The organism is Martinezella miluonensis, from assembly GCF_900094545.1.
Classification (GTDB): domain Bacteria; phylum Pseudomonadota; class Alphaproteobacteria; order Rhizobiales; family Rhizobiaceae; genus Rhizobium; species Rhizobium miluonense.
This window is the reverse complement of sequence record NZ_FMAH01000061.1, coordinates 19,075-33,120: the sequence shown is the minus strand read 5'-3', so window position 1 is coordinate 33,120 and position 14,046 is coordinate 19,075. Positions and strand designations below refer to the sequence as shown.

Sequence of the window (14,046 nt, the reverse complement as noted above, 5' to 3'; positions counted from 1 at the left end):
CTATCGATCGCCAGCAGAATTTGAAACCCAACTCGCCCAGCAGGCGGCTTAGTTTGACGCGCATCGCTGGTCCAGCCCCAGGGGTTCACTCCACTGGTGAAGTCACTTTTGCGCGATTTGCAACGGTTCAAGCGGCTTTAGAGGTTGGGAGTGCCCCTCACCCTAGCCCTCTCCCCGCTTGCGGGGAGAGGGGACTGTTCCGTATCTGCCGTTCTGTCCATTGACCCTGAAGGGATTGATTGAACGCAATAACCCCCTCTCCCTGCATGGGCGGGGTGAGGGCTGGGGTGAGGGGCCAGGCAAACAGATGCGGCATCATTGCCCTTGCCTGACCCGCTCCAAACCCCAGCTCACTTGAACCCGGCAACCCCATGCGGGACATAGGGCGATTCCAGCGCCTCGATTTCCTCCGGCGTCAATTTGACTTCCAGGGAGGCGACGGCGTCCGTGATGTGACCGGGCTTGGAGGCGCCGACGATCGGTGCGGTTACGGCGCTCTTTTGCAGGATCCAGGCGGTCGCCACCTGCGCCCGCGGGATACCGCGCGCCTTGGCGACAGCGCCGACGGCATCGACGATCTTGCGGTCCGCTTCGAGCGCCTGAGTGTAGAGCGTCTTGCCGAATTCGTCGGACTGCGTGCGGGCCGTGGCCTCGTCCCAGTCGCGGGTCAGGCGACCGCGGGCGAGCGGGCTCCAGGGAATGACAGCAATCTTCTGGTCCTCGCAGAAGGGCAGCATCTCGCGCTCCTCTTCGCGATAGAGCAGGTTCAGGTGATCCTGCATGCTGACGAACTCCGTCCAGCCGTTGAGCCGCGAGGTGTAGATCGCCTTGGCGAATTGCCAGGCGTACATCGAGGACGCGCCGATGTAGCGGGCCTTGCCGGCCTTGACGACATCATGCAGCGCTTCGAGCGTCTCCTCGATCGGCGTCGTGTAGTCCCAGCGATGGATCTGATAGAGATCGACATAGTCGGTGCCGAGGCGGCGCAGGCTGTTGTCGATCTCGTCGAAGATCGCCTTGCGCGACAGGCCGGCACCGTTCGGGCCGGGGCGCATGCGGTTGAAGACCTTGGTGGCGAGCACGATATCATCGCGGCGCGCGAAATCCTTGATGGCGCGGCCAACGATCTCCTCCGAGGAGCCGTTGGAATAGGTATTGGCCGTGTCGAGAAAATTGATGCCGGCCTCGATCGCCTGACGCAGCAGCGGGCGGCTTTCCTCCTCCTTCAATGACCAGGCATGCGTGCCCTTGTCCGGGTCGCCATAGGTCATGCAACCCAGGCAGATGCGCGAAACTTCAAGACCGGTTCTGCCAAGCTTTACGTGTTCCATCGATATTCTCCGTCCATTCGATTATCCGGCGCAATGAGGCCCGCCGTCGGGAGGGCGGGCGGAATGCGTGCATCACCTCGAGCGGTTCAGATCTTCATGGAAGCTCTGAACCGCTCTATCTCTTTATTGTTACGCAACTCCGGACGGAAAACCGCTGCGCACTTTTCCTGGAATTGCTCTAAAGTAAATCGGCGGGCCAAGCTTGCCGCCGGTTGGTGCGTCAGTTCGTGAAGAGCTTCGAAGTATTCTTCAATAAATAAGACGATTCGTCCGCCGGGGAAGACGGCAATCTCAAATGTTTCCTTGAACCCCAGGGGCGACAGGTGTTAGCTGCACCGCACCATTTTTGGAATTTCGCATGAAATTGCCCCCGCGTGATACTTATGAAGCCCTCTATCGCGACTTTCGCTGGGAGATTCCGGCGAAATTCAACATAGGACATGCTGTTTGCGATGCCTGGGCCGAGCGCGAGCCCGATCGGGTCTGCCTCCAGCATTTCAATCCGGACGGCAATCACTTTTCCATGACCTATGGCGAGTTGCGAGATCGCTCCGCTTCTTTCGCCAATGCGCTTGTCGCACTTGGTGCGCATCGCGGAGATCGCGTGGCGCTGTTGCTGCCGCAGAGCTTCGAGACGGTCGTGGCGCATGTGGCGATCTATAAGATGGGGGCGATCGCCCTGCCGCTGGCATTGCTCTTCGGTGCGGAGGCGCTGGAATACCGTTTGAAGACTTCCGGGGCGTCGGCAATCGTGACCAACCGGTTCGGCCTCGAGCGGCTGCGCCCCATCAGGGACCGGCTGCCCGAACTGACGCAAGTGATCTGCATCGACGGCGCGGAAAATGGCGTCTCCGGCTTTGCCGATCTGGTGGCGGCACATCCGTCCTTGTTCGAAGTGGCGGATACCGGTCCGGACGATCCCGCATTGATGATCTTCACTTCGGGCACGACCGGGCCGCCGAAAGGTGCGCTGCATGGACATCGCGTCCTGCCGGGGCATATTCCGGGCATGCAGTTCGCCCATGAAGGCTTTCCGCAAGTCGGCGACCGGCTCTGGACGCCATCGGACTGGGCCTGGGCAGGCGGCCTTCTGAATGCGCTTTTGCCGAGCCTGATGCTCGGCGTTCCCGTCGTCTCGTCTCCTGCGCAGAAGTTCGATCCGCACATGGCCTTCCGCATCATGGCCGAGATGGAGGTGCGCAATGCCTTCATTCCGCCGACGGCGCTGCGATTGCTGAAGGCCGTCGACAATCCGCGGGCGCGCTATAACCTGAAGCTGCGCACCATCGGTTCGGCAGGCGAGGCGCTCGGTCGCGAAACCTTCGAATGGGCGCGATCGGTGCTCGATGTCAGCGTCAATGAATTCTTCGGCCAGACGGAATGCAATTTCGTGCTCTCATCGAGTGCCGCCTTCGGCGTCAGCCGCGGCGGGGCGACGGGCAAATCAGTGCCGGGCCATCAGGTCGCGATCGTCGATGCCGATGGCGTCGAGGTTCCCGTGGGAGAGAGCGGGCAGATCGCGATCAAGCGGCCCGATCCGGTGATGTTCCTCGGCTACTGGCAGAATGAGAAGGCGACGGAGGCGAAATTCGTCAACGACTGGCTGTTAACCGGCGATATCGGCCGACAGGATGCGGATGGCTATATTTCCTTCATCGGCCGCGACGACGACGTCATCACCTCGTCGGGCTATCGCATCGGTCCGAGCGAAATCGAGGATTGTCTGGGCGGCCATCCCGCCGTGCAGCTTGCTGCGGCGGTGGGCAAGCCGGATGCGGTGCGAACTGAAATCGTCAAGGCTTATGTCGTTCTCGTGCCCGGTCGCGAGCCGAGCGAGGCATTGGCGGCCGAAATCCGCGAATGGGTGAAGACCCGGCTTTCCATGCACGAATATCCGCGCGAGATCGAATTCGTTGATGCGCTGCCGTTGACCACTTCGGGTAAGGTGATCCGCCGCTTGCTGCGCGAGCGGGCAGTTGCCGAAGATAGAGCATTTCCGTCCTAAACGGAGTTACGGAAATTCTCTATCTCTTTGTTTTCACGCATTCCCGGACGCAGAACTGCTGTGCACTTCTGCTGGAATTGCTTTAGCGCTTCGTAAGCGACAGGATCTTTTCGCGCAGCAGCTTCGCCATGTTACGGGTGCTGCGATACATATGCAGTTGGGTGGCGATCTGCCGGACGTCGCGGTCACCATTCGGTGTCAGGCCGATGATCAGCGTGCCCATGTCCTCGCGCTCGTGCCAGAAGCGGCTCATGATCGGATGATCAGAGATGGCGCAGGAATCGGAGCGAACGACGTTGGCGTCGTCGAGATGCCACTCCGTCAGCTCGCCCATCAGCAGCTTGCCAGGCGAATAGCGAGCATAGGCCTCGTCATAGGCCGTCTTCCAGGTATAGGCCTCACCGCCCATGATCAGCACGATCATCGAGGCGATGGCCTTGCCGTTGAGATCGATGGTGTGAATACGGACGGCGTCGATGGCTGCGAGGTTGGAGATCGCTTCGCGGGCGAAGGCGGCATGATGGCGGTCGGTCACCAGCGCGGTGCGCTTCTTGCCTTTCCAGCCGCTTGCCTCCAGCGCCAGGAATTCTTCCATGCGCAGGTGAATGTCGCGGGGTTGACGCGCGACGTGGTAGGCGACCTCGCCCTGGCTCTCCAGCAGCCGCCATTGGCGGCGCATTTCGCGCAGATGGGCGTTGGAAATCGTTCGCTTGAGATAGGCGATCGCATCCTCGTTGCTGTCGAGCATGGGGCGCTGGAAGGCGTTTGCCACGGTGATGGGCAGGTTGCGGCCTATGGCAACGACCTTGGCCATCTGGGCGAAACGGCCGTTGAGGCGCAGGTCCGGCAGCACGAGCGCCGTCGGCAGGCGCAGCTCAGGTCGCGCAAGTCCTTCGAAGAGGTTGTCGAGCGTTTCGCCAGCATCCTCGGCATCGACCAGCGGTGTGCCGAGCGGGCCGAAGGAGTTCGACCAGACGCGGATGATCGAGGGGCCGATCGCAAAGCCCGGCTTGTCGACCGTGAAAGGCATCAGCAGACGTATGCGGCTACGCGTGCTGTTATTATCGCGCATCAATGCGAGACGGACTTGCCGATCCTCAAGGCGCGGCATGGCGGGCGCCAGGAAGCGGCCGGAAAAGAAGACGTTCGGCTCCATGGAGCGATTGGACAGAAAATCCAACTCGTCCTGCAGCTCATAGCCGAGCTTGCCGGGATAAAGGCAGAGCTCGCGACCGGACCTGCCGACCTCGACCCGAGCTTCGGCCTTCGGCGTTTCGAAGTGCAGCGCTGCGAGCGTATGCGTCAGGGCATTGACCTGGCTGTCGGTGGTTTGGGTATAGGGAGGGCGCGTCATGGTCTAGAGAGCCCCGCTCGTTGTCGTTGACGCCGTTGGACGGCGGATGAGGGCGAAAAGTGTGATGCCGAGCGATTTGCGCACGGCAATGTGCAGGAGCAAGGCTTCGAGCACCATGGCGGCGGCACCAGCCATGGCCGCACCCTCGATACCGAAACGCGGGATGAAGATGATGTTCAGGCCGATATTGGCAACAAGCGCGACGGCATAGAGATAGACGCAGATCATTTGTTTATCCGCCATGGTCAGCAGTACTTCGGCCGGACCGACCAATGCCTTGGCGAGGATGCCGCAGAAAAGGATCGCCATCACGATCTGGCCTTCGATGAAAGCAGAGCCGAAGAGCGACAGCAGAAGCTGCCCGGCGGCCAGAACGGCAAGGCCGACGGCGAGCGCGGGAAAAAAGGTCCAGCGGGTCGCTTCGGTGGCGAAGGCTGCGAGCTTGGCTTGGTCGTTTTCGGCGATGATGGTTGCGAAGCGCGGGCCGATGGCCGCTTTGACGGCGAAATAGATGAAATGAACCAGAGCCATGGTCTTGGCGGCGGCGAAATAGACGGCAACTTCCTCTGGATCGAGGAAGATCCCGACCACGATGACGTCGGAATTGGTGAAGAGATATCCGACGCCCTCTACCAGAAAAATCGGAAAGGCGACGGTCACCCAGGTTTTGAACTCGATGGTTTTCGCGCCGCTTGGATAGTGGCGGCGCAGACGGAGCGAAACGACCAGATATTGGAGCAGGACGCTCGTAAATGCGCCGGCCAGCGCCGCTGACATGGCTGTGATCGCATCGCGCGGCGCGCCGGCAAGAACGGCAGCGACCATGAAGAGAAGGATCAGCGTCGGGCGGATCAGGAAAGTTGGGCTCAATGCCATGATCGGCCAGTGCTTGGCGCGGGCCGTGCCGTCGAGAACGTCACCCAGCGCGATCATCGGCACAGCGATCAGGCCGAGCAGGATCGGCATGACGTAATAATGTTCGATGGCGCCACGCAAGGCATAGACCAGGACGGCCGCAAGCAAGGCAAGCGTGCCGGAAAGCCCGACGACGAACAGCCGGGCCGTGGCATTGAGGCCGCGAAGGGCACTATGATCGCCGCTCGCGTCATATTGCGGCAGGAAGCGGATGATGGCGGTCGGGAAGCCGAGACAGGCAAGGTTGCCGAACAGGATCATCAGCACCCAGACGAAGATGAAGACGCCGTATTCAAACGTACCCATCAGGCGGGCGAGGATGATCTGCGACAGGAAGGCGAGGGCTGCACCGACGATCCGGATGGCGAAGGCAATCAGCGCCATCCGCTGCGAAACGGCCTTTTCGTCACGGCTGACAAGGAGAGTGGCGAGCTTGCGCAGATACGGTGCCAGCACAGCCCGCACTGCGGACGGCAGCATTCTCTCCGCTGTTTGAAAGACCGCCATGATCAACACGCAATACTTTAAATATGATCCCGAACTCGCCCTAGTCTTGGCAGAGGAGGGTTAAGAATAGGTTCGTTCTATACCTAAAATCGACGTTTGCCGACAGGGTCGGTTGTCTGTCGACCGGCCAAAAAGCAACCGTTGGATGTCGTGGGCTGACCGCCGATCTGAGCAGGAAGCCGACGCAGGAAACGGGTGGCGGAGACCAAGCCGTCATGCAGAATCGATGGACCACCAGAGGAGGGTCGCATGCTCACGCTTTACGACTATTTGCCGTCGCAGAACGGCTGGAAGGCCAGGGTTCTGTTCGGATTGCTGGACATTCCATACCGCACCCGTTTGGTATCGATTTTCGAAGGTGAGGGGCGCACAGATGCTTTTCTCGATCTCAATCCGGCAGGCGGCATCCCCGTTCTCGAACTGGAGGATGGGCACACAATCGCTGAATCGAACGCTATCCTCTGCTATGTCGCCGAAGGCACGCAGTTTCTTCCGGCGGACCGCTATCAGCGCGCCAAGGTCATGCAGTGGTTGTTCTTCGAGCAGTATCACGTCGAACCGGTCATCGGCACGCTGCGCTTCTGGACGCTGACGGAGCGGCTGGAACTCAATTCAGCTCTAGTTGAAGTCAAACGGGCGGGCGCCTTGCGTACTCTCGCCGCGCTCGAGCGTGGGCTGAAGAGTGCGCCGTTTCTCGCCGGTAAGGAGTTTTCGATCGCGGATATAGCGGTCTACGCCTACGCACATAGAGCGGCGGACTGCGGCTTTATCCTCTCCGGCTATCCGACGCTCATCGCTTGGTTCGATCGCGTTTCGGAGGTTATCGGCCCTGGCTATCCGGTCTACCTATACGGCGACGATCCGCATTCCGCCGTCTGAGCACGACGTTCGTCAGTCGCCATGTCGGATCATAGTTCACTGCAAACTAAAATGCCGCCCAACGGGCGGCATTCTGGTCATTGCTACCGGCTTGCGAAACGTCAGACGACTTCGGTGCTTTCGAAGGCGCCGTGGCAATGCTTGTATTTCTTGCCGGAGCCGCAGGGGCAGGCCTCATTGCGGCCGATGCGACCCCAGGTTGCCGGGTTGCGCGGGTCGCGGCTTTCCGGAGGCACGAAGCTTTCGCTCGCCAGGTTGAACGGGGCGAATTCGTCTTCGCCGGTAGATGCGTCGATGTGACGGCCCTGCATCGGCGGGGTTTCCGGCTCGGCCGGCTGCTGCACGAGTTCGACGCGCGAAAGCTGGCCGGTGACGGCCTGGCGCAGATTGTTCAACAGGGACTGGAACAGCTCGAAAGCTTCAGCCTTGTATTCCTGCAGCGGGTCGCGCTGCGCATAGCCACGGAAGCCGATGACCGAACGCAGATGGTCGAGGTTGACGATGTGCTCGCGCCAGAGATTGTCCAGGGTCTGCAGCACGATAGAGCGCTCGACATAGGTCATGATCTCGGGGCCGAAGCGCTCGGCCTTCTCATTTGCGGCCTTGTCGGCTGCTTCGGTCAGGCGGGTGCGGATATCGTCTTCGGCGATGCCTTCTTCCTTGACCCAGTCGTGGACCGGCATGTCGAGGTCGAAGAAGTTGGCAACGCCAGCCTTCAGGCCGTCGGCGTCCCACTGTTCGGCATAGGCGCGTTCGGGGATATGCTTGGAAACCAGATCCTCGATGACCTCGTGGCGCATGTCGCCGACGGTTTCGGAGAGATCGGTGGCATCCATCAGTTCGACGCGCTGTTCGAAGATGACCTTGCGCTGGTCGTTCAGCACGTCGTCGTACTTCAGGACGTTCTTGCGGATATCGAAGTTGCGGGCTTCGACCTTCTTCTGGGCGCGTTCCAGAGCCTTGTTGATCCAGGGATGGACGATGGCCTCGCCTTCCTTGAGACCGAGCTTCTGCAGCATGCCATCCATGCGGTCGGAGCCGAAGATGCGCATAAGGTCGTCCTGAAGCGACAGATAGAACTTCGAGCGGCCGGGGTCGCCCTGACGGCCGGAACGGCCGCGGAGCTGGTTGTCGATACGGCGGCTTTCATGGCGTTCGCTGGCGATGACGTAGAGACCGCCGGCGGCAAGCGACTTCTGCTTGAGCTCCTTGATCTCCTCGGCGATCCTGGCGATCGCGGCGTCGCGCTCCGGACCGGGCTCGACTTCGTGCAGGTCGCGCTCGACACGCATTTCGAGGTTGCCGCCGAGCTGGATGTCGGTACCGCGGCCAGCCATGTTGGTAGCGATCGTCACTGCGCCGGGAACGCCGGCCTGGGCAACGATATAGGCTTCCTGTTCATGGTAGCGGGCGTTCAGAACCTGAAAATTGTTGAAGCCCTGCTTGCGCATGAGGTCGGCGAGAAGTTCCGACTTTTCGATCGATGTGGTGCCGACGAGCACCGGCTGGCCACGCTTATGCGCGTCCAGAATTTCCGCGATGATCGCCTTGTATTTCTCTTCATGCGTCCGATAGACTTCGTCATCCTCGTCGATACGCTGGATCGGCAGGTTGGTCGGCACCTCGATCACGTCGAGGCCGTAGATGTTGCCGAATTCTTCCGCTTCCGTCGACGCCGTACCGGTCATGCCGGCGAGCTTGCCGTACATGCGGAAGTAGTTCTGGAAGGTGATCTGCGCCAGCGTCTGGTTTTCCGGCTGGATCTGCACCCGTTCCTTGGCTTCCAGGGCCTGGTGCTGGCCGTCCGAATAGCGGCGGCCCGGCATCATTCGGCCGGTGAATTCGTCGATGATGACGACTTCGTCGTTGCGAACGATATAGTCCTTGTCGCGCTGGAAGAGCTTGTGGGCCTTGAGCGCATTGTTGATGTGGTGGACGATCGCGACATTCTCGACGTCGTACAGCGATTCACCCTTCAGCAGACCGGCTGCGTTCAGCATATTTTCCAGCTTCTCGGTGCCTTCTTCCGAGAAATTGGCCGAGCGCTGCTTTTCGTCGATTTCGTAATCTTCCTTCGAAAGGCGCGGGATAAAGGCGTCGATCGTCGTGTAAAGATCGGAGCGGTCGTCAAGCGGGCCTGAAATGATCAGCGGCGTGCGTGCTTCGTCGACCAGAATGGAGTCCACTTCGTCGACGATGGCGAAGCTGTGGCCGCGCTGGACCATCTGTCCGCGATCATACTTCATATTGTCGCGCAGATAGTCGAAGCCGAGCTCGTTGTTGGTGCCGTAGGTGATGTCGCAGGCATAGGCGTCGCGCCGCTCTTCGTCGGACAGGCCATGGATGATGACGCCCGTGGTCAGCCCGAGGAAGCTGTAGAGGCGGCCCATGGTGGCGCTGTCGCGCTGTGCCAGGTAGTCGTTGACCGTGACTACATGCACGCCCTTGCCGGCGAGCGCGTTCAAATAGACCGGCAGGGTCGCCACGAGCGTCTTGCCTTCGCCGGTCTTCATTTCGGCGATGGCGTTGGAATGAAGGATCATGCCGCCGACGAGCTGTACGTCAAAAGGTCGCATGCCGAGAACGCGGCGCGACGCCTCGCGTGCCACCGCAAAGGCGGGGACGAGGAGGTCGTCGAGCGTCTTGCCGTCGGCAAGCTGCTGGCGGAACTCAACCGTCTTGGCGGCCAAAGCCTCATCGGACAGCGCACGCATCTGCTGTTCGAGTGCATTGATGGCAACGACATTCGGCTGGAACGACTTGACCCGGCGGTCGTTGGACGAGCCGAACAACTTGCGGGCAATTCCACCTAGGCTGACCATGTGACTGGTCCTTTCTGAGATTTCATCCGGCCGTTCTCTGCTTTATCCACTCCCAAAAAAACGGGAGTATAGCACAAAACGGCCGGAAACTGTTCTGGACGCGAGGTTGCGTGACAGATAAGAGGGGGGTCGATTGATGTCAACGGGATTTGGCCGATACACAAAGGCCACATTCTCCTGCTGAAGGCTTTTTCACGCCGGATTCCCATCTGTCGAGCCGGTCGAGACCACCGAAGGGTTATCTTATGTTGAAGTACAACAAACTTGCCGCGGTTGCTTTCGCAACGATCATTACCTTCCAGGCGCCGGCTTTTGCTGCTGACGCCAAGGATCCCGTTGTCGCCAAGGTCGGCGATGTCGAAATCCACCAGTCCGAGCTCGATCTGGCGATTGCCAACCTCGATCCGCAGCTCGGCCAGCTTCCGGACGACCAGAAGAAGGTCGCCGCGCTTTCCGCTTCGATCGACGTGAAGCTGCTGTCCCAGAAGGCTGCTGCCGAAAAGCTCGACCAGACGCCGGATTTCCAGGCGCACATGGCCTATCTGCGTGATCGCGAGCTGCACAACTCCTATTTCAAGGCGCATGTTGCCGACGCCATCAAGGATGACGAAGTCAAGGCTCGCTACGACAAGGAAGTCGCTGCCCTGCCGAAGCAGGAAGAAGTGCATGCCCGCCACATCCTGGTGAAGACCGAGGACGAAGCCAAGGCAATCATCAAGGAACTCGATGGCGGCAAGGATTTCGCAGCGCTCGCCAAGGAAAAGTCCACGGATCCGAACAAGGCTGATGGCGGTGATCTCGGCTATTTCGGCCACGGCCGCATGGTCAAGGAATTCGAAGACGCCGCATTCGCTCTGCCTGTTGGTACCTACACCAAGACGCCGGTCAAGACCGATTTCGGCTGGCACGTCATCAAGGTCGAGGACAAGCGCAATGCTCCTCCTCCGCCGTTCGAGCAGGTCAAGGACCAGGTTCGTCAGCTCGTCATGCGCGACAAGTATCTTGAGCTTCTGAATAAGGCCAAGCAGGACAGCAAGGTCGCCATCAGCGACCCGGCGCTCAGCAAGGCCTATGAGGATGCGCAGAAGCAGCAGGACGCGGCTCCGGCGGACGACGCCGTTGCGCCTGGCGTTCAGCCGCAGCAGTAAGCAATCGCAAACAGGATCATCAGGGCCCGGATTTTCCGGGCTCTTCACTATTAGGTGGCTCTCATGTCCGGTTCCGTTTCCCCGCTCGCTCCCAAATCTTTCGTTTCCATGCCCGCGCTTCGCGGCGTGCGGATGACCACCGCATCCGCCGGCATCAAGTACAAGAACCGCACCGACGTTCTGCTGATGGTCTTCGACAAGCCCGCAGCCGTCGCCGGCGTTTTCACCCGATCGAAGTGCCCTTCGGCTCCGGTAGATTTCTGCCGGCAGAACCTAGCCCTTGGCAGCGCGCGCGCCGTCGTCGTCAATTCCGGCAATGCCAATGCCTTTACCGGCCTCAAGGGTCGCCAAGCGACCGAGCTGACCGCCAAGTCTGCGGCTGCTGCCGTTGGCTGCGGTGAAAACGAAGTCTATCTCGCCTCCACCGGCGTCATCGGCGAGCCACTTGATGCCACCAAGTTTGCCGGCGTGCTCGACACCATGGCCAAGGATGCCGTCAACGATTTCTGGTTCGAGGCCGCCAAGGCGATCATGACCACGGATACCTATCCGAAGGTCGCGACGCGCAGCGCCGACATCGGCGGCGTCAAGGTCACCATCAACGGCATTGCCAAGGGCGCCGGCATGATCGCGCCCGACATGGCGACGATGCTTTCTTTCGTCGTTACGGATGCCGATATTTCCTCTTCCGCGCTGCAGGTGCTGCTTTCCGATGGTGTTGGCCCGAGCTTCAACTCCATGACCGTTGATAGCGATACCTCGACCTCCGATACGCTGATGCTGTTTGCCACCGGTGCTGCCGCAGCTGATGGGCAGGCGCATATAGATCGCGCGGACGATCCGCAGCTTGCCGGCTTCCGCACGGCACTCAACGAGCTGCTCAAGGATCTCGCCATTCAGGTCGTTCGCGACGGCGAAGGCGCGACCAAGATGCTCGAAATCACTGTAACAGGCGCCGAAAACGATGCTGCCGCCAAGCGTATCGCGCTTTCAATCGCCAATTCGCCGCTGGTCAAGACCGCGGCTGCCGGCGAGGACGCCAATTGGGGCCGCGTCGTCATGGCGGTCGGCAAGGCCGGCGAGATGGCGGATCGCGACAAGCTCGCCATCTGGTTCGGCGACGTTCGCGTTGCCGTCAACGGCGAGCGCGATGCTTCCTATTCCGAGGAAGCGGCCTCGAATGTCATGAAGCAGCAGGATATTCCCGTGAAGGTCGATCTCGGCCTCGGTAATGGTCGCGCGACGGTCTGGACCTGCGACCTCACCAAGGAATATGTTGCCATCAATGGCGACTACCGGAGCTGATACCTCGCTGATGCATGCGCAGTCCACGATAAACAAACTGCCCTTGGTGCGCAGGCTCGAAGCCGTCGGCTTCCGGGCCTGGCCTGCCTCTTCCGTGCAGTATGATGGCAGCTGGCAGGTTCGGCTGACAGCTGGTCATCCCTCGAAGCGGCTCAACTCGGTCGTGCCGCTCGATCCTTCTGATCATCGCGATCTCGAAATTCGGCTGGCGAAGGCGCAGCGAAAGTTTGAAGCCTATGGCAGGCTGATGGTGGTGCGCGAGACGCCGCTGGCCTCACCGCAGCTCATCGATCTTCTGCGGGATCGCGGCTGGACGCGGTTTGAGGAGACGATAGTCATGATCGCCGACCTCGTTGATCTCGAGCTGCCTGACATGCTGGATCACCTGCCGAGCCATGATGTCGGCCGTTATGTCGATGCCAGCCTGATGGTTGACGGGGTCGATCCGGCCATGAAGCCTGCGCTGGCGGAGGTGGTGAGCAGCATCAAGCCGCCCTCGGGTCTTTTCGTCATCGAGAATGACGACGCCGGGCCTGTGGCCACGACGCTTTGCGTGCAGGACAATGATCTTGCCGGCGTGATGTCGGTTGCGGTTTCGCCGCAGCATCGGCGCAAGGGCCTGGGCGCGGAGATCCTGACGTCCGCACTGCGCTGGGCGCGGATGCGCAGCGCCAAGACCGCCTGGCTGCAGGTGGGCGCCACCAACGAGCCGGCACTGGCGCTTTATACCCGTTTCGGGTTCCGCGAGGCTTATCGCTACTGCTATTGGCGCCCCCCGGAGGACGTATGAGCGAGACTGGCCGCAAGATCGTCCTCGTTGCCGCCTGCGCGCTCATCGATACGGATGGCCGCATTCTTCTGGCGCAACGCCCTGAGGGCAAGTCGCTGGCCGGCCTCTGGGAGTTCCCCGGCGGCAAGGTCGAGGTCGGCGAGACGCCTGAGGAGACGTTGGTGCGCGAGCTGCAGGAAGAGCTCGGCATCCAGACGAAAATTGCCTGCCTGGCGCCGCTGACCTTTGCCAGCCACACCTACGAAACCTTCCATCTGCTGATGCCGCTTTATATCTGCCGGCGTTACGAAGGCATCCCGCATGGCCGGGAAGGGCAGGCGCTCAAATGGGTGCGGCCGCAGGCCCTGCGCGACTACCCGATGCCGCCGGCCGACGAGCCGCTGATCCCGTTCCTACAGGATCTGCTCTAAGAGCTAATTCAGGTGCTTCCGCTATTTGCCCTGCTGGAATTGCCCTGGGGTTAGATTTCTTTGAAGCGGAAGTTCGACTTGGTGAGCTGGTCGAGATTGTTCGCCATAGCCTCTCGATGGGAAGGCTCTGTCTTCGATGTTCTCCGGAGCAACTCCGTCAGCATTTCCGACCGTCTGGTTGCATCCCGGCGGATTGCCTCCAGATGCTCGAGCATCAATCCAAAGGTAAAAATCACGGCGCCACACAATGCATATAAGAGCGCCGCGACCAGCCCCGCGACAAGGCCGCCGATGCCCCGATGAAAAGCATCGAGACGGCCAACACGATCGCGAGGGCGACAACGAGGCCGCCGACGGCTTTAAACAACCCCGCCATATATTAGCTCAGACACAACTTATGATAATGATATGTACCTCATAACGCACATCAGAGCGAGTAAATGTCAATATCAATTTATTGGTGCATTGAAGCTGGGATTATTCTTATGCGTGCCGTTATAGGGAAGGTCTGGCGCCTGATGATGCGCTGGATCTTTTATGAGTTAGCGGCACGTACATTTGGCGCATTCGAGGACGGCTC

At 60.5% G+C, this 14,046-nt stretch carries 10 protein-coding genes; 6 read left to right on the top strand and 4 right to left on the bottom strand.

The genetic code is table 11. The features are described from left to right. Nucleotides 1–350 precede the first annotated feature (350 nt). Nucleotides 351–1,331, bottom strand: a complete 981-nt coding sequence (locus GA0061102_RS29915) for an aldo/keto reductase (protein ID WP_092855932.1) — start codon at nucleotides 1,329–1,331, stop codon at nucleotides 351–353. Between the two features lie 358 nt (nucleotides 1,332–1,689). Here GA0061102_RS29915 and GA0061102_RS29910 point away from each other — a divergent pair, with 358 nt between their 5' ends. Further along, nucleotides 1,690–3,336 carry an AMP-binding protein gene (locus tag GA0061102_RS29910; RefSeq protein ID WP_092855931.1) on the top strand — a complete coding sequence of 549 codons (1,647 nt, stop codon included), beginning with the start codon at nucleotides 1,690–1,692 and terminating at the stop codon, nucleotides 3,334–3,336. 82 nt (nucleotides 3,337–3,418) lie between these two features. On the opposite strand, the gene GA0061102_RS29905 is transcribed toward GA0061102_RS29910, so the two are convergent. Together GA0061102_RS29905 and GA0061102_RS29900 are read right to left on the bottom strand one after the other, a co-directional pair. Next, the gene (locus GA0061102_RS29905; protein WP_092855930.1) at nucleotides 3,419–4,690 is read right to left on the bottom strand and encodes a GNAT family N-acetyltransferase; all 1,272 of its coding nucleotides are present in this window, start codon (nucleotides 4,688–4,690) and stop codon (nucleotides 3,419–3,421) included. Between the two features lie 3 nt (nucleotides 4,691–4,693). Beyond that, on the bottom strand, nucleotides 4,694–6,121 hold the full coding sequence (locus tag GA0061102_RS29900) for an oligosaccharide flippase family protein (RefSeq protein ID WP_208858721.1): 1,428 nt from the start codon (nucleotides 6,119–6,121) through the stop codon (nucleotides 4,694–4,696). 240 nt (nucleotides 6,122–6,361) lie between these two features. Here GA0061102_RS29900 and GA0061102_RS29895 point away from each other — a divergent pair, with 240 nt between their 5' ends. After that, a complete protein-coding gene (locus GA0061102_RS29895; RefSeq protein ID WP_092855929.1) occupies nucleotides 6,362–6,991 on the top strand; it encodes a glutathione S-transferase family protein in 630 nt (209 codons plus the stop codon). A 101-nt stretch (nucleotides 6,992–7,092) separates the two neighbouring features. Here GA0061102_RS29895 and secA read toward each other — a convergent pair whose 3' ends face one another. Continuing rightward, nucleotides 7,093–9,813, bottom strand: coding sequence for a preprotein translocase subunit SecA (secA, locus tag GA0061102_RS29890; RefSeq protein WP_092855928.1), 2,721 nt, complete (start codon nucleotides 9,811–9,813; stop codon nucleotides 7,093–7,095). Between the two features lie 245 nt (nucleotides 9,814–10,058). Here secA and GA0061102_RS29885 point away from each other — a divergent pair, with 245 nt between their 5' ends. The 4 genes from GA0061102_RS29885 (at nucleotide 10,059) to mutT (ending at nucleotide 13,466) form a co-directional block, all read left to right on the top strand. Continuing rightward, nucleotides 10,059–10,961: a peptidylprolyl isomerase gene (locus tag GA0061102_RS29885; RefSeq protein ID WP_092855927.1), complete on the top strand. Its 903-nt coding sequence runs from the start codon at nucleotides 10,059–10,061 to the stop codon at nucleotides 10,959–10,961. A 63-nt stretch (nucleotides 10,962–11,024) separates the two neighbouring features. Continuing rightward, nucleotides 11,025–12,266: a bifunctional glutamate N-acetyltransferase/amino-acid acetyltransferase ArgJ gene (gene argJ, locus GA0061102_RS29880; RefSeq protein WP_092855925.1), complete on the top strand. Its 1,242-nt coding sequence runs from the start codon at nucleotides 11,025–11,027 to the stop codon at nucleotides 12,264–12,266. Then, nucleotides 12,247–13,056, top strand: coding sequence for a GNAT family N-acetyltransferase (locus tag GA0061102_RS29875; protein WP_092855923.1), 810 nt, complete (start codon nucleotides 12,247–12,249; stop codon nucleotides 13,054–13,056). The genes argJ and GA0061102_RS29875 overlap by 20 nt, the downstream gene beginning before the upstream one ends. Then, on the top strand, nucleotides 13,053–13,466 hold the full coding sequence (gene mutT, locus GA0061102_RS29870; RefSeq protein WP_092855921.1) for an 8-oxo-dGTP diphosphatase MutT: 414 nt from the start codon (nucleotides 13,053–13,055) through the stop codon (nucleotides 13,464–13,466). The genes GA0061102_RS29875 and mutT overlap by 4 nt, the downstream gene beginning before the upstream one ends. Nucleotides 13,467–14,046 lie beyond the last annotated feature (580 nt).

What these genes read in the sequence shown, in the direction of transcription:
- GA0061102_RS29895 (WP_092855929.1), top strand. Translation starts at nt 6,362, where the DNA reads ATGCTCACGCTTTACGACTATTTGCCGTCGCAGAACGGCTGGAAGGCC.
- GA0061102_RS29915 (WP_092855932.1), bottom strand. Translation starts at nt 1,331, where the DNA reads ATGGAACACGTAAAGCTTGGCAGAACCGGTCTTGAAGTTTCGCGCATC.
- GA0061102_RS29905 (WP_092855930.1), bottom strand. Translation starts at nt 4,690, where the DNA reads ATGACGCGCCCTCCCTATACCCAAACCACCGACAGCCAGGTCAATGCC.
- secA (WP_092855928.1), bottom strand. Translation starts at nt 9,813, where the DNA reads ATGGTCAGCCTAGGTGGAATTGCCCGCAAGTTGTTCGGCTCGTCCAAC.
- GA0061102_RS29910 (WP_092855931.1), top strand. Translation starts at nt 1,690, where the DNA reads ATGAAATTGCCCCCGCGTGATACTTATGAAGCCCTCTATCGCGACTTT.
- argJ (WP_092855925.1), top strand. Translation starts at nt 11,025, where the DNA reads ATGTCCGGTTCCGTTTCCCCGCTCGCTCCCAAATCTTTCGTTTCCATG.
- mutT (WP_092855921.1), top strand. Translation starts at nt 13,053, where the DNA reads ATGAGCGAGACTGGCCGCAAGATCGTCCTCGTTGCCGCCTGCGCGCTC.
- GA0061102_RS29875 (WP_092855923.1), top strand. Translation starts at nt 12,247, where the DNA reads ATGGCGACTACCGGAGCTGATACCTCGCTGATGCATGCGCAGTCCACG.
- GA0061102_RS29885 (WP_092855927.1), top strand. Translation starts at nt 10,059, where the DNA reads ATGTTGAAGTACAACAAACTTGCCGCGGTTGCTTTCGCAACGATCATT.